The 22,206-nt window shown below is 35.6% G+C and carries 18 protein-coding genes and 1 riboswitch; of the genes, 13 read left to right on the top strand and 5 right to left on the bottom strand.

Annotated features, from left to right (window positions below; translation table 11 throughout):
* Positions 1-603: 603 nt before the first annotated feature.
* Entirely contained in the window at positions 604-726 is a 123-nt protein-coding gene (locus PDT38_RS07120; protein WP_317134949.1) for a hypothetical protein, read from the top strand.
* Between the two features lie 460 nt (positions 727-1,186).
* Here PDT38_RS07120 and PDT38_RS07115 read toward each other — a convergent pair whose 3' ends face one another.
* Positions 1,187-1,447, bottom strand: a complete 261-nt coding sequence (locus PDT38_RS07115; RefSeq protein WP_270800058.1) for a hypothetical protein — start codon at positions 1,445-1,447, stop codon at positions 1,187-1,189.
* 75 nt (positions 1,448-1,522) lie between these two features.
* Entirely contained in the window at positions 1,523-2,449 is a 927-nt protein-coding gene (locus tag PDT38_RS07110; RefSeq protein ID WP_270800057.1) for a DUF5655 domain-containing protein, read from the bottom strand.
* 682 nt (positions 2,450-3,131) lie between these two features.
* Between PDT38_RS07110 and PDT38_RS07105 the strand changes: the two genes are divergently transcribed.
* The 3 genes from PDT38_RS07105 to pgmB all read left to right on the top strand — a co-directional run bounded on the left by PDT38_RS07105 (position 3,132) and on the right by pgmB (position 4,839).
* Positions 3,132-3,416 carry a hypothetical protein gene (locus PDT38_RS07105; RefSeq protein WP_270800056.1) on the top strand — a complete coding sequence of 95 codons (285 nt, stop codon included), beginning with the start codon at positions 3,132-3,134 and terminating at the stop codon, positions 3,414-3,416.
* Positions 3,417-3,599: 183 nt separating this feature from the next.
* Entirely contained in the window at positions 3,600-4,094 is a 495-nt protein-coding gene (locus PDT38_RS07100; RefSeq protein WP_270800055.1) for a DUF2798 domain-containing protein, read from the top strand.
* 103 nt (positions 4,095-4,197) lie between these two features.
* Positions 4,198-4,839, top strand: a complete 642-nt coding sequence (gene pgmB, locus PDT38_RS07095) for a beta-phosphoglucomutase (RefSeq protein WP_270800053.1) — start codon at positions 4,198-4,200, stop codon at positions 4,837-4,839.
* A 77-nt stretch (positions 4,840-4,916) separates the two neighbouring features.
* Here the strand turns inward: pgmB and PDT38_RS07090 are convergent, their stop codons facing one another.
* Positions 4,917-5,918, bottom strand: a complete 1,002-nt coding sequence (locus PDT38_RS07090) for an AraC family transcriptional regulator (protein ID WP_270800052.1) — start codon at positions 5,916-5,918, stop codon at positions 4,917-4,919.
* Positions 5,919-6,307: 389 nt separating this feature from the next.
* Entirely contained in the window at positions 6,308-7,435 is a 1,128-nt protein-coding gene (locus PDT38_RS07085) for a VanZ family protein (protein WP_270800051.1), read from the bottom strand.
* A 635-nt stretch (positions 7,436-8,070) separates the two neighbouring features.
* Between PDT38_RS07085 and PDT38_RS07080 the strand changes: the two genes are divergently transcribed.
* The 9 genes from PDT38_RS07080 to aroD all read left to right on the top strand — a co-directional run bounded on the left by PDT38_RS07080 (position 8,071) and on the right by aroD (position 21,079).
* A complete protein-coding gene (locus PDT38_RS07080) occupies positions 8,071-9,462 on the top strand; it encodes an MFS transporter (RefSeq protein WP_270800050.1) in 1,392 nt (463 codons plus the stop codon).
* Between the two features lie 118 nt (positions 9,463-9,580).
* Entirely contained in the window at positions 9,581-12,436 is a 2,856-nt protein-coding gene (locus tag PDT38_RS07075; RefSeq protein ID WP_270800049.1) for an alpha-L-rhamnosidase, read from the top strand.
* On the top strand, positions 12,433-14,136 hold the full coding sequence (locus PDT38_RS07070) for a glycoside hydrolase family 3 protein (protein ID WP_270800048.1): 1,704 nt from the start codon (positions 12,433-12,435) through the stop codon (positions 14,134-14,136). The genes PDT38_RS07075 and PDT38_RS07070 overlap by 4 nt, the downstream gene beginning before the upstream one ends.
* A gap of 95 nt (positions 14,137-14,231) precedes the next feature.
* Positions 14,232-15,212: an AraC family transcriptional regulator gene (locus PDT38_RS07065; RefSeq protein WP_270800047.1), complete on the top strand. Its 981-nt coding sequence runs from the start codon at positions 14,232-14,234 to the stop codon at positions 15,210-15,212.
* 232 nt (positions 15,213-15,444) lie between these two features.
* Positions 15,445-16,854, top strand: coding sequence for a rhamnulokinase (gene rhaB / locus PDT38_RS07060; protein ID WP_270800046.1), 1,410 nt, complete (start codon positions 15,445-15,447; stop codon positions 16,852-16,854).
* A 24-nt stretch (positions 16,855-16,878) separates the two neighbouring features.
* Positions 16,879-18,135, top strand: coding sequence for an L-rhamnose isomerase (gene rhaA / locus PDT38_RS07055; protein WP_270800045.1), 1,257 nt, complete (start codon positions 16,879-16,881; stop codon positions 18,133-18,135).
* Between the two features lie 23 nt (positions 18,136-18,158).
* Complete coding sequence (locus PDT38_RS07050) at positions 18,159-19,313, top strand: iron-containing alcohol dehydrogenase (RefSeq protein ID WP_270800044.1); 1,155 nt, start codon at positions 18,159-18,161, stop codon at positions 19,311-19,313.
* A 33-nt stretch (positions 19,314-19,346) separates the two neighbouring features.
* Entirely contained in the window at positions 19,347-20,183 is an 837-nt protein-coding gene (rhaD, locus tag PDT38_RS07045; protein ID WP_270800043.1) for a rhamnulose-1-phosphate aldolase, read from the top strand.
* Positions 20,184-20,314: 131 nt separating this feature from the next.
* Positions 20,315-21,079, top strand: coding sequence for a type I 3-dehydroquinate dehydratase (gene aroD / locus PDT38_RS07040; RefSeq protein ID WP_270800042.1), 765 nt, complete (start codon positions 20,315-20,317; stop codon positions 21,077-21,079).
* 35 nt (positions 21,080-21,114) lie between these two features.
* Here aroD and PDT38_RS07035 read toward each other — a convergent pair whose 3' ends face one another.
* Positions 21,115-21,846, bottom strand: a complete 732-nt coding sequence (locus PDT38_RS07035; RefSeq protein ID WP_270800041.1) for a sporulation protein — start codon at positions 21,844-21,846, stop codon at positions 21,115-21,117.
* A 149-nt stretch (positions 21,847-21,995) separates the two neighbouring features.
* Positions 21,996-22,104, top strand: a riboswitch (TPP riboswitch).
* The last annotated feature ends 102 nt before the right edge of the window (positions 22,105-22,206 follow it).

Here is a 22,206-nt window from a genome sequence, read left to right as displayed (position 1 = left end):
TATACTTAAAAAAGATGATTCTACGTATGAGTCGTCTAGCTTTCGTTTAATAGCATAAGAAATTCCTTTAAAGAAACTTATCTGTATCGGGCAAGAATAATTCCAACTGTTAACACTTAAACTTGTCCACTAAGGACATTTTTATTGAGTTATCTTTTTAAACAGCTTTATACCTTGAAAAGTTGCAATCAACTAAAAAGTTTATCATGAAATAAAAGAGACTATATGTGTCCTGATGGTAAAGGAGATCAACATCAATTATTATAGCCTTTAGTAGATGAATGAACAGTTATAGGTTTTTGTATTTATAAAATATATTATTTCATTTAATTGGATTATATGAAAATGTTTATCTACCAAAAAAAGGGAGGGTAGTTTCATAGAACTAATTTCAATATTCAAAATTGTGATTGGGATCATAGTAATAGTTTTAATAATCTTTATAATAAGACGCTATCAAACAACCGATGACGATAAACACGATGGTCTTTTAATGGGTTTAGTTATGTTCGAAATGTTGATACTTCCGGTTTGGGGTTATTTATTATCTAAATAAGGAATACAGGTTTAAAAATATTGTGTTGACTATAGGTTCTCTACGAACTGATCCATTTTAAATACAACAATGATAGCGAAACCTTCTACCAAATGCTTTATTTATTACTGCCGGATTGGAAGAAGAGAAAAGCGATATTATTGGATGAAGAAGTGGTCCGAGAACTTTAACATATGAAATGACAACTAAAAAAAGGAGAAAGACAGTTTCTAATTTTTATATAGAGCTGTCTTTTTCAATCATTCATTAAGTGAGTCAATTGTTAGATTTTTTAATTGAAATTTAATTCATATAATTAAATAAAAAGATTTTTATGATTATAAGTCCAAAAATCCATATCAGTCATACTAAATAGATGTGTTCTACTATCACCTAGAGCATGAGATTCACCATTATTATCAATTATAAAATTTGTATCATAGCGAATTTTTATATATTGAATATTCTCTATACTGTATTCACTTGTAAAGTTATTTTTGTGCAAATAGATCAAGTCGGAATGGCTTAACCATATGAAGTAATGAGGTTTAAAGTATTGATAATGGCTTCTGTCTAGCTTACGTTGAGTTCCAGACATAGCGTTCCAATCGAATCTTTGACTCGGATCCTCTGACCAAGAATCATGAACTATTACACCCTTAACAGTAACGATACAAGATAAGCTTTTTCATCGGAAAGTAAGTAAGAAAAGTTATTTTTCTCGATAAGAACTTCTAATTTAGTATCACAGGCCTCAGGATATATAAGTCTTGTTTTAACTTGTAAATATAATTCTTTTTCTGTTTCAAACTGCTGTGATAGAGATTTATGCTTATTCGTAACAAGCACGTCGTAACCAAAGTCAGGAGTTATTTTTATAGCCTCAAAACCTCTCATAATGAAGTCACTCATAACTAGATACTCTCCACCCATGCCAAAGTAAAGATTGCTAAAAAAGTTTATATCTCTCATTATTATCGTCTCTCTTTAACTTATATCGTAACTCATATTTATAAAACGCTTAGCTTTTTCAATATCTTCGTCATTAGAAATAATCACTTCTAAATCGCCCGTACCGTAATGCCCTATATTAGTAACATCACGGGTAAATCCTTGTTCTAACGTAATTGTACAGGCCTTAACTTTTAGATAAAGCATAACCTTATTCGTTGATGGATGGATTTCTACGCAAGCAAAGTTTTTAATACGTTTGAACGCTATGTAATGTTTAAGGATTTTTATTTGAACATCATCGCCAAGTGCCAACATATAATCCTTTATTCTTTCGTATCTATCGCTAAGATCTGTATTAGCTAGCTCTAAATATTCAGATACTGTTTTGACCTTTACATTATGGTGAGACGCCTTATTAGTCAAATTATCTTTATCTTCACCATGTACTGTTTGTGCTGTTGTAGCATTAACTAAATCAAGTATGAGTAATCCATCTGAGTAATGCTTATACTGATAGAGTTCGATATTACGGTTTATTTGTTGAACGGCGTGTTCATCATACTTAGTAAAACCTCCTGCTATGCAAAGTAAGCGGGGACTACTCCAGTCAATTGCATCTGAAACAGCTTGTCCGCATTTACGCATAACTATTAGTTCAAATTCGGCTTTATGGTCTAGTAACCAGTCTAAGTAAAATAACCCTTGATTGATAACATTCTCGTTAACTGATCGCTTATATTCAATAATGACGGGTGAATTGTTTTCATCAATACCTAACGTATCGATTCTACCTGCGTGCCGTTTACCCGTACTATATTCGGAACCTAAAAGGCGTACGCCTAAAAACGTTTCTAAGTGCTTTTCTATTATATATTGTAACGATTTTTCAACCGCTACTGATTGCCCATGTAGTTCTTCTACAGTATCATCATTCAAACGAAATAATTTTATATCACCCACGATTCCTACCTCCTTAAGGAATTATAATATAACATTTTCAATAGAAAAAAATGTATGTCTCAAGTTTCTCAGTCACTGAGGCTCCATGTCAAGTTATCTGAAGTATGAATAGATATGCTATCATACGAATAATGCAAAGGAATTTCCTACAAAAATTTAATGATGAAGGTGTGGGTGCTTGAAGGTGATTTGATTGAATAACCTCATCGTTGTCATCTTTAATATGCTTTCTAACTGTAGATCGAATTGTTTTTGAAGAAAATAGCAAGGAAAGAGACAGACTAATCAATCCGCAATCGAAATCATTTACAAGTTCTTTAGGGAATAAGATCGTTGGTTTTAGTTTGTTTCTCAAATGAATGGTGAGTAATACTAAAAACAAGGAGGTATAAGGAATGGACAAACAAGGTCAAGAAAAGTTAAATTGTTAATCAACGATGAAAAATACAAACATTTCACACACGTTTGGGCTTTAAATGAGCAAGACAACCCTTACGCCGACCAAGTAAAGAATTTAAACGTGATTCAAATGGCACCTTTAGCGTTTTTTTGTTAGCGTTTTCTCTTACATTTGATATACTTCGTTATGTCCTCAAACTTTATGACCGAATAGAAATAAAATTGTATAGGGGGTTAGACAAAGAAAGAGAGGAGTTTGCGGCAAGCTTGATGCATATGAAAAATGCAATTGTTTCATTATGAACATCTTGCGCCCGATTTCACGACAAGAGATGTTGTGATCTTAAAGTATGGACTTTCTGCAGAAGAAACAGGCAAACTGGAAAAGTATCTTGTTGATCAGTATATGAATAACAAAGTTCCAACCAAAACAGACGTGAAAGCAAAGTTGGCAGAAATTCAAGGTCTTCCAAAGGATAGCGTTCCAATGAAAAAAGTGATCGATATCCTTAAAGGTTATCAAGCAGACGGCATCATGAACAAGATGATTAAAAAAATCTTAAAGTAGCAGGTCAAGTGCGTCATTTAAATAGAAGATGGTGGAAATGTAGAGATTGCACGTTTACTTGTCTTCCTACTGATCTTTCTAACGAAACATTTTTTTGCGAAACGTTCACAAAATCGTCACTTACATGAAAGATTTTCTGCTTGCTATACTTACAAAATATATGAAAGGAGATAGTGAATAAATATGCCAACAACGAAGAAAGAAAGTTTAATATTTGGGGTCATCATGTGTTTCGGAATGGTTCTTGTGATGGCCAGCTACAACCTTGTGATCAATGAGCAAATTGGCCATATGTCAGTGGGGAATATCATCTTGGAGGTCTTTATTGGTTTTTGTATCGCACTTATTCTCGACTTATTTCTCGTAGGTCCTGCTGCAAAAGCGATTACCTTTAAATTACCCTTTGATCCATCTAAAAAGCTATTTGTCGTGTTATCTATGTCGATTTTCATGGTACTAGGAATGGTTTTTTTTATGTCCATTTTTGGTCTTGTTACGTTTATGATGTCTAATGGCCTAAACGGTCAAGGAATGTTTGAAATGTACCTCATGATTTATCTTAAAAACTTTATTGTAGCATTTCCACTACAATTAATTGTGATGGGACCATTCGTAAGATTTATTTTTATTAAATTTATTAAACGAGAAAAAGAAAACTTAACATTAGCTACAGATTAATTAAATCTTTTAAATGAGCAAAGAACTTCTTTGTTTTGACTATTACAATTGACACCCAACCTTTTTAAGATGAAGTAAAGTCTCATTAGAAAGAAGGGTCTTCATGAAAGCTGTAATCTTTGATTTAGACGGTGTTATTGTCTCAACTGATTTGTATCACTTCGAAGCATGGAAGGAAATATGTGACCAAGAAGAAATTCTTTTTAACAAAGAAATAAATAAAAGACTACGTGGTGTAAGCAGAATAGAATGTGTAGATATTTTACTTGAAAATGCTAGTCGAATTTACTCACAGGAGGAAAAAGAACAGTTAGCTACAAGGAAAAATAAAGTATATGTCTCCAACATTCAGAAGTTAACTGCTTTCGATATTCTTCCTGGGGTAAACGATTTATTAAAAGACTTAAAGAATTCAGGGATGAAACTTGCAATTGGTTCATCTAGCAAAAATACAGTTTTAATCTTGGAGAAGCTAGGGCTCACACCTCATTTTGATGCTGTTGTTTCAGGTTATGATATTAAGAAAAGCAAGCCTGATCCAGAAGTATTTTTACTCGCTGCAGAACGTTTAAAGGAAGAACCACAGCAATGCATCGTCATTGAAGATGCAAGTGCTGGTGTAGAAGCTGCCCTTACAGCTGGTATGAAGGTTGTAGGAGTTGGAGACAACATTGGGAACACACTCGCAACACTCAAAGTTGCATCATTAACAGACATGACGGCAGAGAAAATAAAAAAATTATAGTTCAACAAAGATCTGCATGGACCCGTACGACGGTAGTCCAGTGCAGATTTTTGTTTTTGTAAAACCCCCTGAAAGGCTTATTTTATAGATATTTTTTTGTTCTCTTTGCGATAATCGCTTGGTGTTATGTTAAAGATTTCTTTAAATTTTTTATAGAAGAAAGTGACACTAGAATAGCCAACTTCCTCTACTATATCTGGAATGGGTAAATCTGAGTTTACAAGAATCATGGCTGCTTTACTCATCTTTTGAAGCTGTAACAAATCTTTAAATGACTTTCCAGTCCCTTTTTTTAATAAATTTGATAAATAATTCGGATGAAAATTAAAATGATTGGCCATTTGCGTAAGTGTGCAGTCTCGATAATGATTTTCAATGTATTGTAAAAAATCAATGAGTGTATAATTTTTTGTGTCGTTGTTCGTAATATACTTTTGTTTGATCTCATCTTCTCTAATTAATTCGGAAAACAAAATAATCAAATAAGAGTTTATGATTTCATCGAAATAAATGCGTTTATCGAAGTATTCACAAATAATGTTATTAATAACCTCAACGATTTTTCGATTCTTCCCTGAATTAAAAACTAAAAATCGATTGTTTTGGCGATTCTCCATTAATGAATCTACTAAAAAATTAGAAATAATACTCTGTGAAGAAAGTCTACTTAAAAATCCTGGAGATAGATAATCTTTTTTTAGTGTAATATTTAAAACAATATCTTCTTGAGTTGTTTTTTCAATAGCATGTGGTGTTTTCTTATCAATAAGAACTAACTCTCCCTCAGTTAATGCCACAAAATGATCATGAAGAATAACTTTACATTTTCCTTGATAAACATAGATAAGTTCTATAAATTCGTGTAAATGAAACGGTATAGGTGAATCAAAAGGCTGTTGGGTTATAACAATACTATCTTCTATAAAAGTATGATTACATGTATCAATGGTATGGTTAAATAAATAGACTTCTTTACCATGAATCATGACCTTTTCATGGGGAATGATTTTATCAAAGTCCTCCATCTTATGTGTTGTTTGTTGGGAGAGCAAATATTGTCTAAGCTGGTGAGAATTCATTAAAGCTCCTCCTTTTGAGCCGTTATACTAGCGTAAAAGATGAAAGCGTTTGTTATTATATGATTATAACATGATATTTATAAATTAATATTTCTAAAAAGAGTGCTGAGAGTGGGGGTAAACTAGGAAATATGAGGTGTATGATAAAAAACTCAGAGGTAAAAAGATAACATATTGAACTAAATATGAATTTATTAAAAATCTACTGATGTTACTCCAGAATCTAGCCCGCTTTTGAAGATCAAAACAGTCCCTTTCAAAATGCGTGATGCTTTCTCTCATCTATTGTCAATCGGGAAATGCATGAGTTGAAATCCACGACACGTACCGTGAGCTTTCAACTCACCATGGAACCGCTGTTGAGGCATTCAAAACCGTATTAAGGTAGACTACCTCCTCCTTTGTCGTTTGATCCTAGTACCACTTAGAAGTTCATAATAAAATATTCTTTTCCGCTGGATCACTCTCCAAATAAAATGGGAGTAGAATAGAATTTGAATCATGAAGATAAACACGACTCCTAAAAATTGAGCCATCGGGTCCATTCCTACTCCTGTAACTGTATAAAGCGGAAAATAAGTCAAGAACATATAGCCAAAATAAAGAGACCCATTTCTAATGAATATCTCTTTAAAACGAAGCCTTCCGGATCGTCCATAAACCTTTAATTTAACAATATACATTCCAATGGTTTTGCCGTTTGTTAGGAAAACAAAGACAATGAAATAAACAAAATAAACACCGAAAAATACAACTAGGAAATAGATAAATCCGGATGTCTGAAGGCCGAACGCAAGATGAATCCATAAGATCACCGCATTTACTATGATCATGTCAAAGAAAAAAGCTAAGAATCGATGTATGAGTGAAACTGGTTTTTCTTCTAAATCTACTCCAACGTCTAACGTATCTTTACTTGGAAAAAGATAAAGAAAAATCGGAGCAATCAAAAAGCCTGCCATTGTACCACTCGTGTTGAGGATAAGATCGTCCACATCAAATAGTCGATAAGGACAATTATAATATCCATATATGCCTGTTACTTGGGTAATTTCAAAAAATAAAGAGACAAAAAAGCCAGCGATTGCAGCCGCCCAAACTTTTTTACGATTGAAATAATATCTTACATAAATACCTAAGGGCAACAATAGGAGAAAGTTAAATACCGTTTGAAGAAAAGCTCTCTCAGTCAACATATGGAGGTATGTTGATGGAACGTTCCATTGTACATTCGTTTCCTTTAAAAAATCATAGATGAAAATAAAAGGTACAAAATTATAATATCCTGTATATGGTAATTGCAAAGAACAAGTATCCCTTGTTGAGGGAAAAGGTAAAATGACGAGATACAAGGCAATCATACAATATAATACGAAGGAATAGGTTATAAATACACGGAATTTATTAATATACCCATATCTTCGATAGTTAAATATTAAAAATGGAATGGTGAGAATGGCAGCCACAAATGGAAAGGATAAAAAAGCTTTTTCAATTGATAAAATATACGTCCCCATGATCAAGTCTCTCCCCTTCTATACTAGTCCTGTTAGACAAATGTAAATATCACCATATTGTTTCGTGATATTTAAGCCGTAGCCCGTAGCCACTTCCCTTTAATTCGTCATTTCGAGAGGCATCTCCTGTATAAAGTCTTTCAAAAATGTAAGATAGATCTTTTGCGGGAATATTTTACCCACGTACCCAAAGTTCCTTTCATATCTTATCGGACTCTTCAAGTATCGTAATACCCAAGACCCTGCCATATCTAACATAGCGTAGTGAATTGGCTTATCGGTTTGCTATTGCTTCTTTTTTTCTGTGGCTAGCAGAAGTGAACGATTTCTGTTGGTTTTGGGTTTGGTTGCTTTCTCAATTAGGGGTATAACGGTTGACGTTGGAATTTGGGAGTTCATTTCTTGGTAAGGGCTAGTCATAAATCTATCTTTCCTGTTAAAATGAGGCGTAAGCCACTCTTCTTAGTAAGTTGATGAAAACCCATAAAAACTCCTCCGTTTGACCTTGTTTATACATCTTTGATTTGAGCAATACATCCCTTTGTTTTTACTATCGCACCATATGAAAACGCTTGCTATCATATGATTGTAACATTATATTTATAAGTTAATATTCCTAAAAAGGAGTGCTGAAAATGGGGGAAACGGCTAGAAAGTATGATATGTATTATGAAAAAACTCAGAAAACGACTCTGAGAAAACGAGAAACAGCTTCATACATTGGTGGGGGTTTTGCAGATTCACTTTTATCCGGACTCGTAAATGTTTATTTAATGATTTATGCTACAGACGTGTTTGGTATTTCAGCTCTAGCAGTGGGTACTATATTTTTTGTAGCAAAGATTGTTGATGGAATTTTTGATCCAATTGCTGGAATTATTGTTGATAAAACGAGAACAAAGTATGGCAAGTTTCGACCTTATTTACTAGTAAGCAGTATCGTTTGGGTCATTCTAACTGTGCTGTTATTCAATGGACCTGATTTATCAGATGTAGGTAAAATAACCTATATGTCGGTCATTTATCTTTTATGGGGATTTGCGTTTACTTTCTTTGATGTACCATATTGGAGCTTTTCTACAGTCATGACACAAGATGAAACAAAGCGTACAAGACTTGTCTCGATTGCAAGGGTTTCGACTTTGATAGGTATGATTCTATTAATGTTAGCTGGTGGTCCGATTGTTGCAAAAATAGATAGTATCAGCCCAGGAAGAGGTTATTCTAATTTAGCTATTATGGCTTCTGTTTTAGCTTTAGTGTTCATGCTGGTGATGACGTTTGTTTGTAAGGAAAGGATCAAATCGAAAGGGGAGAGTATCAGTTTAAAACAAACACTATCATATCTAAAGATGAATCGCCCATTACAATTAGCCTTATTGACAGCATTACTCTTTTTAGCTATGCCGATATCCCAAGGATTATCAATTTATTTTGCGGTTAACAATTTAGGCAATGTTGGATACATGGCTATGTTAAACATTCCGCCATTACTTATAATTCCGTTTATTCCTGTCATTGTGCCATTTTTAACAAATCGATTTGAAAAGAAGCATGTATTTTTTGTTAGTTCTTTGGCAAGTGCAGTGACATTAATTATATTATTGCTAGTTGGTTACGAGAATTTAACTGTTGTTTTTATTTTAAATGGTTTAGTATTATTTTTTAATCTAATTAATACAACGGTGATTTCACTACTTATTACAGATGCGATTGACTATGGTGAATGGAAAACAGGTAATCGGTTTGAAGCGATTTCTTTTGCTGTACAAGCATTTATTAGTAAATTTCAAGGCGCAATTGCTGGTTTTCTAACCGGTTTAATATTAACAGCTATCGGTTATAAGGCTGGATCTACTACTCAATCAGCTACAACACTTGATGGTATTTATTTAGGATTTACGCTTGTTCCGGCTGTAATCGCTGTCATTTCTGCTATTCCAATTTTATTTAATAAATTTTCAGGGAGAATACGTCAAGAAGCACTAGAAGAAATTAAGCAAAGAAGGGCTAACGAGGAAATGTAAACTTTTAACTCAATTATCTTTGATTCGAGTAAACCATTTCTTTTATTTCATGATTATTAGTAAAAAATTATTTTGCTAAAATATTAGTAAGCCAGAGACGGAAGGGAAGTCATTTAGAATGTTAAAGGTTAGTCATCTGACTTGTGAATATCAACAATTCCTTTTAGGTACGGATCAAAGTAGACCAAGGTTTAGCTGGACAAGTACATCTGATAAAAGAAATACAAAGCAATGTTCGTATCATATAAAAGTAGCTACTGATCCTCAATTTATCAACTTAGTTTGGGATTCTGAAGAAATAGAAAATGAAAGTGTTCAAATCCAATATGATGGTGAGCCTTTACAATCTTTTACTCGGTATTATTATAAAGTGAGAATCTCAGATAACTATAATAGGTATTCTGATTGGAGTACGAGTGACTGGTTTGAAACTGCATTTTTTAAAAAAACAGAATGGACAGCAAAGTGGGTTACACCGAAATATCAACAAGCTCCAGAAGAAGTTTTTGCCTTGCGAAATACTATTTCATTGAACAAAAAAATAAAATCTGCCCGTGTTTATGCGACTGCTTTAGGAATTTATCAACTTCATATTAATGGAAGTAAGCTAGATGATGCTTTATTAACGCCAGGCTGGACGAGTTATCATCATCGATTACAATATCAGACTTATGATGTAACAGGCAGGTTAGTCATAGGTAAAAATGCGCTTGGCATCATTTTAGCTGAAGGCTGGTACAAAGGAATGGGTTTTGATCAACCATATGAGTATGGTAAAAAATTGTCTGCTCTCCTTGAGTTGCATGTTGTTTATGAAGATGGAATGAAAGAAATTTTTACGACTAATGAAAGTTGGAAGTCAGGGAAAAGTGCTTTTGTTTCAGCGAGTATATATAACGGTGAAACCTATGATGCCAGGCTTGCAACAAACTGGAGTGAAGCTAATTTCAATGATGAACAGTGGATTCCAGTAGACTGTGCTAAAGAACCAAGTACAAAGCTAGTCGCACAAGAAAACGAACCTGTCAAAGTAACTGGGAAAATCAAACCAATATCATATATTTTAACACCAAAAGGTGAAAAGGTATTAGATATGGGGCAAAACATGGTTGGACGAATAAGAATGAGTGTTACCGCACCTGAAGGAACAAAAATCACATTAAAACATGCAGAAGTTTTAGATCAGGATGGTAATTTTTATACAGAAAATCTTCGTGAAGCGAAACAACAGGTAATTTATATTGCGAAAGGTGATGGGGAAGAAACATATGCACCGTCTTTTACATTCCAAGGTTTTCGCTATCTGAAAGTAGAAGGGTACCCGGCAAAAGATTTACCTTTAGATCAATTTGTGGGTGAAGTGATTCATTCAGATATGAAACAAACTGGTGAATTTACAACAGATAACCCTATGGTCAATCAATTACAACATAATATCGTTTGGGGACAAAAAGGTAATTTTGTAGATGTTCCGACAGACTGTCCACAACGAAATGAGCGACTTGGCTGGACTGGGGATGCCCAAGTTTTTATCGGAACAGCCTTATATAATTATCAAGGGTTATTATTTTTTAAAAAATGGTTGTCTGATTTAAAGGTCGATCAAAAACCTGATGGGCAAGTCCCATTTGTGATTCCAAACGTTTTATCCGGGGATACGGTATCCTCAGGTTGGAATGATGCGGCTACCATTATTCCGTGGACTCTATATCAAGTTTATGGCGATAAATCGATACTTGCTGAGCAATATGAAAGCATGAAAGCTTGGGTTGAAAAAGTGAGAAGTTTAGCAACAAACGAAACAGTATGGGAAGCGAAGATTCAGTTCGGTGATTGGTTAGCACTTGATGGAGATCCAGATTCTCCGATTGGAGCAACACCTATCCCTTTGATTGCAACTGCATTCCATGCATACTCGACCGAAATATTAGCAAAAACAGCAGATGTTTTAGGGTTTGAAAATGACGCAGAAGAATATGAATTACTTTATGAAAGAATAGTTTCCGATTTTCAAGCAGAGTTTACAACACCGAATGGAAAAATAATTGGAGGAACACAAACGAGTTATATTATTCCTCTGGCATTTAAACTGCTGCAGGGGGATGCAGCACAAAAGGCAGCACACGAACTTCATCGAATGATTGTTGCTAATGACTATCACCTTACGACTGGGTTTTTGGGTACACCGTTTTTGTGTTCTGTATTGTCACAATACGGTTATCATGAAACAGCGTTGCGATTACTGCTTCAGGAGGAATATCCTTCTTGGATGTTTGAAGTCAAAAGTGGGGCAACCACAATTTGGGAACGTTGGAACAGCATGAATCCAGATGGATCATTTAATGATGCAGGGATGACATCGTTTAATCATTATGCTTATGGTGCAGTAGCGGAATGGATGTACCGTTCGATTGCCGGCATAACATTCGATGAGGCAGTGCCAGGTTATAAAAAAATAAACATTGCTCCCAATATCTCTCCTTTAGGAATGAAGCATGTAAAGGCGAGTTATGAAACGCTATATGGACCGGTTTCTAGTGAGTGGAAGATTGAAGACCGCTTTGTGACATTAAAGGTTTTAATCCCAGTTAATACTGAAGCGGAAATTAAGCTGCCACCTCACTCTGCTAACATCACTTTGGATGGTGATGCCATAAGCGATACAAAGATCACTTTAGGATCAGGTAGTTATCAGTTTGAATTTTACATTCATCAGCTTAAACAAAAATTAATGACAGAAGAGAGTGTAATCGGTGAGTTGATTTATTATCCGAAAGCAAAAGCTTTATTGGAGAAAAACTTAACGAATTTTATGCATGGAGAAATGCCTCCTCAAGCAGCATTCCAAATGATAAAAGGGTTAACGTTTAGAGAATGTAAAGTGACGCCGGAAACAGGCTTAAGTGTTCATCAGATTGACAAAATACTTCTCGAAATCAATGAAGTCATCAATAGCCTGGGGGAAGAAAAATGATGTTAAAAACAAAACAATTAGTTGATTTAAGAAGTAAACCTTATCATTTACAAGAACAAGATATGCAATGGGTGGAAGACACGCTCGAAAAGATGAGTACAGAAGAGAAAATCTGCCACTTATTTGCACCCCTTGGATCTAATCCAGACCCGGATTTTCTAAAAAACTGGGTTGACAAATATAAACCGGGAGCTGTCATGTTCCGTCCATTGCCTGGGAAAATCATTCAGTCTGCACATAGAGTTTTACAAGATGCCAGTCATATTCCTTTACTGTTAGCTGCTAACTTAGAAGACGGAGGAAATGGATTAGTTGAAGAGGGGACTTTTTACGGTAAACCGTTACAAGTTGCCGCAACAGATGATGAGCAGTCAGCCTATACATTAGGAGCAATCGCTGGAAAAGAAGCTGCCGCAGTAGGCGGAAACTGGGCTTTTGCTCCAATCGTAGATATCGATCATAACTGGCGTAATCCCATTACAAACGTGAGAACATTTGGATCTGATTACGAGCGAGTCTTGCGCATGGGCAAAGCTTATAAAAAAGGGTTTGATCTATCAGGTGGAGCCGTGTCGATCAAGCACTTCCCCGGGGATGGCATGGATGAACGTGATCAACACTTGCATGTGACCTATAATACCTTGTCAGTCGATGAATGGATGGCTTCCTACGGTAAGATCTATCGTGAACTGATCGAAGAAGGTGTACATTCTGTTATGGTTGGACATATTGCTTTCCCAGCATATTCTCGAAAGAAAGGCGTACCAGATAAGCAGTTGAAATCAGCTACTCTATCTCCTGAATTACTTCAAGATTTATTAAGAGAAGAACTAGGTTTTAACGGATTAATTATAACTGATGCTACACCAATGGTGGCGTTTGCTACTGATGAAAAACGCCAGCATGCCCTTCCACTTGCAGTTGCAGCAGGCTGTGATATGATTCTTTTTACCCGTCATTATGATGAAGATATAGAGTCAATGCGTCAAGGGCTGCAATCTGGTCTAGTGACAGAAGAAAGACTACATGATGCAGTTAGAAGAATACTTGGTGTTAAAGCTTCACTTGGATTGCATAAGAAAGAAGTACTTGTTCCAGATGTGACAGCTTTAAACAATATTCACTGTCATGAACATGTGCAAGCAGCGAAAGATCTTGCAGATAACAGTATTACACTTGTTCGTGATCGGGAAAATTTGCTACCAGTGACATCGCAAAAATATAAGAGCATTTACTTAATGCCACTTGGAGTAACAAGTGATGAGTCAGTGATCAAGCAATTGGCACGGACTCTTGAACAATCTGGTTTCACTGTCAGCGTTCAAGACACAAGAAGGTTTAGTGGAGAAAAAGCTGGTCAATCGCTTCAAGGCTTAAAGAAAGAGTTTGATCTGGCATTGTTCGTGGCACTTGAAAGAACAAAGAGCAACAGGACGCATGTTCGTTTAAATTGGAACCCATTTATCGCACTTGATTCACCGTGGTTCTCGACAGATATTCCTACGGTCTTTATTTCCTTAGCAAATCCATATCATTTAATTGATGTTCCATTTGTGTCGACCTTTATTAATGCTTATTCAGATAATGAAGCCACAATAAATGTGTTAGTCGATAAATTAACAGGCAAAAGTGACTTCAAAGGGATTTCACCAAGTGATCCATATTGCGGGGATCGCTGGGATCTCCATTTATATGATTAATACGTGTGAAAGACAATTCATTTATTAGATGGATTGTCTTTTATAATAAGAGCAACTTGAGATGATAGTAGCCAATTTTGGAAAGGGGATATCTTATGGCTTCCTCAGATCTTTTTCAACAGCTATTCATAGAAACAGAAGAAGAAAAAGCTGTTTTAAAACAAAAGAATCAAGTGAAAAAGGATTTATATACCGATCAAGTTGATTTTATTATTGAAAGTGAAAAGTTTTTAGGAAAAGAAAACATGATTATGGTTAGAAAGCATACACGATTTGTAAATTTTCCGAAGCATAAGCATGATTATATTGAAATCAATTATGTCTATCATGGCGTATTGGAACAAAAGGTAGGAAATCAAAAAATCATCCTGAAAAAAGGAGAATTGTTACTGCTCAATCAATATATTGAACATGAAATAAAAGCCTGTAATAGGGAAGATATTGTCATCAATTTTATTATAAATCCACGTTTTTTTGAGTATATCTTTACATATCTTTCAGCTGATCGTATGGAGACAAATATTAGTGATTTCTTAATTAGCAGCATATTTAACTATACAAACAATGGTCAATTTCTTTATTTTGCCGTATCAGAAATTGAATCTATCCAGGAATTAGTAAGAAAAATGATCGTGGAGATTATGGAGCCATCATTGCTATCTGAATCAATGGTCAAGCTGTACATGGGTTTATTATTCATTGAACTGATCAAAAATTCAAATCGGTTGATGAAACAAAATGAAAGCGGTCAACAACAGGATGTCATAATGGAATCCTTAAAATATATTGATCAAAACTATAAAAATGCGTCTTTGTATGAACTAGCCGATCATTTAAAACAATCACACTATGGATTGAGTAAAAACATAAAAAAAATAACTAAACAAACATTTAAAGAATTATTGCAAGAAAAGCGTCTCAGTGTCGCCAAAAAATTATTAGAAAACATGGATCTCCCTATTTCTGCTGTAATAGAAGAAGTAGGTTATGACAATATGAGCTATTTTTATCGTATTTTTAAGAAGAAGTTCGGTTTTACACCGAAAGAGTATAGAAAGCATATCAATAAGGTTTGATCAGGGGCTGTCTTACATGGATCAGGGGAGGATTGCGAGACCTCACAGGAGCAAGGAACGAGCTCTGAGGAGGCTCGCGGATCGCCCGCGGAACATGCATACTATGTTCAAGACACCCTCTATTTTTTTGCAAATAAGGACATAAAAAAGGTAAATCAAGATATTATGAATCCGTGTTGTTTCCCTTATTATAAAGGTATAGTTAAGCGTTTACAAAGGAGTTGATAACCGAATGAATTGTAGCCTAGCCGTTGATATTGGTGCATCTAGCGGTCGACTGATGAGCGGCTTTATTTTAGACAATAAATTAGAACTTGTTGAAGTCCATCGTTTTACAAATGACGTCATGAAAAAGAATGGACACTTCTGTTGGGATATTGATCGATTGTTTGCAGAAATCAAACAAGGAATCCATTTAAGTAAGAAAAAAGGATTCAATCCTACAAGTATTGGAATTGATACGTGGGCAGTGGACTTTGTTTTATTAGATGAAAATGATCAGTTATTAACCGATGCTGTATCATATCGTGATTCTAGAACAGATGGAATGATGGAAGAGGTCTTCAACATCATCAGCAAAGAACGGCTTTATTTGGAGACAGGGATTCAATTTCAGAAGTTTAATACGATTTATCAGTTGTATTCTTTAAAAAAGAATCATCCAGAATTACTTGAGAAAGCTAAGTCATTTTTAATGATTCCAGATTATTTAAATTTCTTACTCACAGGTCGTAAGGTAAATGAATATACAAATGCTACTTCTACACAGCTTGTTCATGCCTTTTCTAAAAAATGGGATGATCAGTTGTTAGAACAACTTGGAATCAATCAAAATATATTTCATGAAATGAAAATGCCAACATCAGAAGTTGGCCATTTACGGAAAGAATTAGTTGAAGAATTTGGTTTCGATATGAAAGTGCTGCTGCCGGCAACTCATGATACTGGTGCTGCTGTCGTGGCTGTCCCAGAAATAAACGATACGATTTATCTTAGTTCAGGAACATGGTCATTAATTGGGGTTGAAAATAAGTTTCCCATCTGTGTAACAAAAGCATTTGATTATAATTTTACGAATGAAGGCGGACTGGATTATCGTTACCGTTTTTTGAAAAATATAATGGGATTATGGATGATTCAAGAGGTTAAACGAAATTATGATGACCAATATCATTTTCATGATCTAGTGAACTTAGCGAAGCAAGTAAAGGATTTTCATTCAAAAGTAAATGTGGATGATGATCGTTTTCTTAAACCAGAAAATATGATTTTAGAAATCCAACGGTATTGTCACGAAACGAATCAGTGTGTTCCAACTACACCTGGAGAAATTGCTAAATGTGTGTTTGATAGTTTAGCAGACAGCTATAAAAGAGCAATTGCTGAAATTGAAGAGATTTATGAAAAACAGTTTCCAACCATCAATGTCATTGGCGGCGGCTGTCAAAATGAAATGCTGAATCAGCTGATTGCTGATGTAACGAAAAAAGAAGTACTTGCTGGACCAGTTGAGGCAACAGCTATCGGAAATATTCTTTGCCAACTCATATCACTTGGTCAATTAACAGGAATTGAACAAGCTAGAACTCTAGTTAAGCAATCGTTTGAGATCAAAACATATCAAGCGGTGACAGCACCATAAGTAAAGTCAAAGGAGGATGTCAATATGGATATAAAAGAGAATTATGAAGCGGCTAAAAAACAGTATGAAAATTGGGGGGTTCATGTTGAAGAAGCTCTTGCCAAACTAAAAGATGTATCTATCTCCATTCATTGTTGGCAAGGTGACGATGTAGGAGGATTTGAAACAAATCAACAGAAGTTATCCGGCGGGATTGATGTCACAGGGAATTATCCAGGCAAAGCAACTACACCAGAGGAGCTAAGAACTGATTTAGAAAAAGCACTTTCCTTTATTCCAGGACAACATCGAATTAACTTACATGCTATTTATGGTGAAACTGCTGGAGAAGGAGTTGACCGTGATCAGTTAAAACCTAAGCACTTTGAAAAATGGGTGAAGTGGGCGAAAGAACACGGTTTAGGACTTGATTTTAATCCAACATTATTTTCACATCCTAAGGCAGCTGATGGACTAACATTAGCACATCCTAACAAGGAAATACGGGATTTTTGGATTAGACATTGTATAGCTAGTCGTGAAATTGCAGCTTATTTTGGTAAAGAGCTTGGTACACCAGCATTAACAAATATTTGGATACCAGACGGCTATAAAGATATTCCAAGCGACCGTTTAACACCAAGGCAGAGGTTAAAAGATTCCTTGGATGAAATCTTTCGAGTGAAAATTGATGAAAAATACAACATAGATGCAGTAGAAAGTAAGTTATTTGGAATTGGCTCTGAGGCATATGTAGTTGGTTCACATGAATTTTATATGGGATATGCTTTAAAAAATAACAAACGATGTTTACTAGATACAGGTCATTTTCATCCAACAGAAGCTGTGTCAAATAAGATTTCGGCGATGTTGCTTTATCAGGATCAGTTAGCCTTGCATGTGTCAAGGCCTGTCAGATGGGACAGTGATCATGTGGTGATTTTAGATGATGAATTGAAAGAAATTGCTTTAGAAATTGTACGAAATGATGCACTAGACAAAGTGATGATTGGATTAGATTTCTTTGATGCGAGTATTAATCGAATTGCTGCTTGGACAATTGGTACACGTAATATGATTAAAGCTTTGCTGTATGCTCTGCTCTTGCCCCATGACCACCTTAAGTGCCTTCAAGAAGAAGGCAACTTCACAGACCGTCTGGCAATGATGGAAGAGTTTAAAACATATCCATTTGGTGCGATTTGGGACTATTACTGTGAACAAATGGGTGTTCCAGTAAAGGAATCTTGGTTACATGAAGTGAAGCGCTATGAGACAGATGTGTTAGCAAAAAGGAATTAGTCAATGTCAAGGAGGAGAAGCAAATGGGAAAGGTTTTGTACGTACCAAGCACGAACTTGATGGGAAGAGGTTGTTTAGGGGAAGTTGCACCATTTATTGAGGAGTTGGGTTTTAAAAAAGCTTTAGTTGTAACAGATCAATTTTTAAATAAAAACGGGATTGTTCAAAAAGTAATAGAACAACTAGAAAAAGCAAATGTAGAATGTATTGTTTATGATGATGTAAAACCGAATCCAACCATTCACAATGTCGAGGTTGGGGTCTCAGTTTTTCGAGAAAATGGTTGTGAATTTATCGTTTCAGTAGGTGGAGGTTCTCCCCAGGACGCTGCAAAAGGGATTGGATTAATGGTAACCAATGGCGGAAATATTAGAGATTACGAAGGTGTAGGCAAGACAAAATATAAATCTGTACCTATTGTTGCCGTTAATACGACAGCTGGTACATCTGCAGAATATACAATTAACTATGTTATCACAGATGAAGAAAGACAAGTAAAAATGGTTATGGTAGACAAAAATAGTTTAGTTGCGATTTCTGTTAATGATCCCGAATTAATGATGAATAAACCAGCAGATTTGACTGCAGCAACTGGAATGGATGCTTTGACACATGCGATTGAAGCTATTGTCACTCCTGGTGCATATCCAGTCACAGATGCTACAGCACTGGCGGCTGTGGAAATCATCTTTGATTATCTGCCGCGTGCTGTTAAAGACGGAAGTGACTTGGAAGCAAGAGAACAAATGGTTTATGTCATGTTCTTAGGTGGTGTTGCTTTTAATAATGCTGGACTTGGCTATGTTCATGCGATGGCACACCAATTAGGTGGTGTTTATGATTTACCACATGGTGTGTGTAATGCGATGCTTCTACCGATAGTTGAACGAGAAAATGCAAAACGCGATCCATCCAAATTTCGTGCCATTGCAAGGGCTGCAGGGATTGATCCAACAAATAAAACTGATGAACAATGCGCTAATGGAGTCATTGAAGCGATTAAAAATCTCGCAAAAGAAGTCGGCATTCCTATTCCTAGCAAGTTATCTGAATTAGGAGTGGATCATGCAGATGTAGAAAAGCTTGCTGACTTTGCTATGAAGGATGCATGTGCACCAGGTAATCCATTTCAGCCAACAAAAGAAGAAGTCATCACAATGTTCCAAGAGATTTTATAGACATTTGACATTCACTAAAAGGAGTTTATCTAAATGAATCAACACGTAGAACAGGACCAACTAGTAATCAATGCGCCTTTTGTTCAAGAAATGATGGAAACCACATATAACATGTGGCGATTAGGATGGGATGAGCGAAATGGGGGGAATATTAGTTATATTCTTTCAGAGGAGGAAGTGTCTGCATATTTAGATCCTAAACGTGTTTTAAAAACGATAGATCTAGATTTTCCTGTCATAGAACTAGCCAATCAGTACTTTATTGTAACAGGATCGGGGAAATATTTTAAAAATGTTAAGAAAAATCCCGCTGAATGTCTAGGAATTATTCATGTTAATGAAAATGGAAAATCCATTCATTTATTATGGGGGCTAATAGGAGATGGAAAACCGACAAGCGAGCTTCCTTCACATTTTAGAAGTCATATTTCAAGGCTGCATCAGGACAAAAACCATCGTGTGATTATGCATACACATGCAACTAACATCATTGCGATGACATTTACACATGAATTGGATGAGAAAAATTTTAGCAAAACATTATGGAAAATGTGTACGGAATGTATTGTTGTGTTCCCTGAAGGTATAAGATTATTACCTTGGATGGTTCCTGGTACAGATAAAATTGGCCAAGCGACAGCCAAAAAAATGAATGAAGCTCGATTGGTGGTTTGGCCATTCCACGGTATTTTTGGAGCTGGAGAATCTATTGATGATGCTTTTGGTTTAATCGAGACTGCTGAAAAAGCAGCCCAAGTCTATATGTTAGCAAGTGCACATCAGGGTGGAATCATTCAAGATATGACGGATCAAAATTTGATTGAATTAGCAAAGGCTTTCCATGTAGAACCTAATCAAAACTATTTGTAAGTTGCAAAAGAGTAATGGAATTATCTTCTATTACTCTTTTTATACGGCTGCAATTCATTTTTTGCTTGCACCTACACCCAATCTTCGATACCGTTAAGTCAAAAAGATCAGCAAATCAGGAGTGACTACATGTGAAAAAAACGGTCAAAATCAGAAATGTCATCATTGGAGAAGGTGTACCGAAAATTTGTGTTCCACTTGTTGGAGAAAGACTTCCACAATTGAAAGAAGAAGCTGAATTTATCAAGACACTTCATCCAGATCTTGTTGAATGGCGCGCCGATTTTTTTGAAGGTGTTGAAGACATTGAACAAATCATCGCTAGTTTAAAGGAACTCAACATAATATTGAAAGAAATTCCACTCATTTTTACTTTTCGAAGCTTGAAAGAAGGCGGTGAAAAAGAGATCAGCGTCGATTTCTACTTTTCTTTAAATGAAGCGGTTGTTCAAACAGGTTTTGCTGATGTGATTGATATTGAATTGTTTCATGATGAGCGGAATATTAAAACGTTGGTGAAAAGCGCACATGACAATGATGTATTGGTGATTATTTCAAACCATGATTTTGATCGGACACCTGAAAAAGAAGAGATCATGTCTCGTTTGCAAAAAGCGCAGGAATTAGGGGCTGACTTACCTAAAATTGCAGTGATGCCTGAAACACCAGCTGATGTATTAACATTGCTTGAAGCGACACATCTAATGAATGAGCAATTTGCAGAGCGGCCGATTATCACGATGTCGATGGCTGGGAAGGGTTTGATCAGCCGCCTAGCGGGAGAAGTATTTGGATCAGCATTGACATTCGCTGCTGCGAAAAAAGGATCTGCACCAGGACAGATCGCGGTGAAAGAGCTACGACAATTCCTTGCTATTTTACATGACAATTTATAAAGATAGGAGCCACTGTTCGGCTCCTTAGTGTGAGCTTACTTTGCACAATGATCGATAATTTCTTTCAGCACTTCTGTCAATTCTTCTTGATCTGTGAGTTCTGATTCATCAAAGTGCACACGAAGAATATCGTCACAGATCTCTGGCATCCAGCCCCTTAGTCCTTTTGCTCGTCGGTTTGTTTCGAAAACAATTTCAAAGCCGTCTTCTTCTAACAAGAAAATAAGCTCCAGTTCGCTAAGAAGCTGACGATAGTAAGGTGACACTGGGACAAATTCAAATTCTTGAACGAAAGGCAGACGGCGCTTGAAGAAAGGAGCTTGTTCACAGTCTGCGTCATGAAGCCGGAAGCCTAGACTTTCAATTGTTTGCAAAATACAATTGATCCATGGATGTGGTTGAACGACAATTTGATCTTGATCAAACTTGTCTGTCCCGATGTCAGTCAACAAACGAACTTTAGCTTTTCCAACAGTAACCGGTGTATCAAACGGTAGGATAAAAGAAAAAGAAAAACGGTAGTCTTCACCGGGACTAATTGTAAGCGCTTCGGTTATACGGTGAGAGTCAATCGTGATCGATTTACAGTTATTTTGAGCCTCAATGTTGTAATGAGTGTCAATTAGTAAATCAATGTATTGAATATTTTTTTTAATTTTATCCCCTTCTACATAAATGGTTCCATTTACCTCTTCACCTGGATAATATGTTTTTTTCTCTAAAAATCTAGTGATTTTCAAGCTAGAACTTGTTGTAACAATTGACATTTTTATATTTCCTCCTTTTAGACTGAGTTTATTTATACGATAATACAGTAAAAAAGTTTCATTATTTTATATTTTTTTATAGATCTTTTTACCTATTGTTTTTTTCTTTTCAACAATGATTAGTTGTGTTACGATAATGACGAACTTCATAGCTTTACTAGGGGTGCCTTATTAGGCTGAGAGAGTAACAAATGTGTTGCTTAACCCTTTGGACCTGATCTGGTTCGTACCAGCGTGGGGAAGTAAAAAAAGATGCAGATGGAATATCTGCTGAAATTTACTGACGATTAACCAGGTTCATGAAAATGTGCCTGGTTTATTTGTGCTGGTGCTGTTCTGTGGTTTCGTCCTGATCATTTA

It is taken from the genome of Bacillus changyiensis (genome assembly GCF_027706145.1).
In the GTDB taxonomy this organism is placed as follows: domain Bacteria; phylum Bacillota; class Bacilli; order Bacillales; family Bacillaceae; genus Bacillus; species Bacillus changyiensis.
This window is presented reverse-complemented; position numbering and strand designations above follow the sequence as displayed.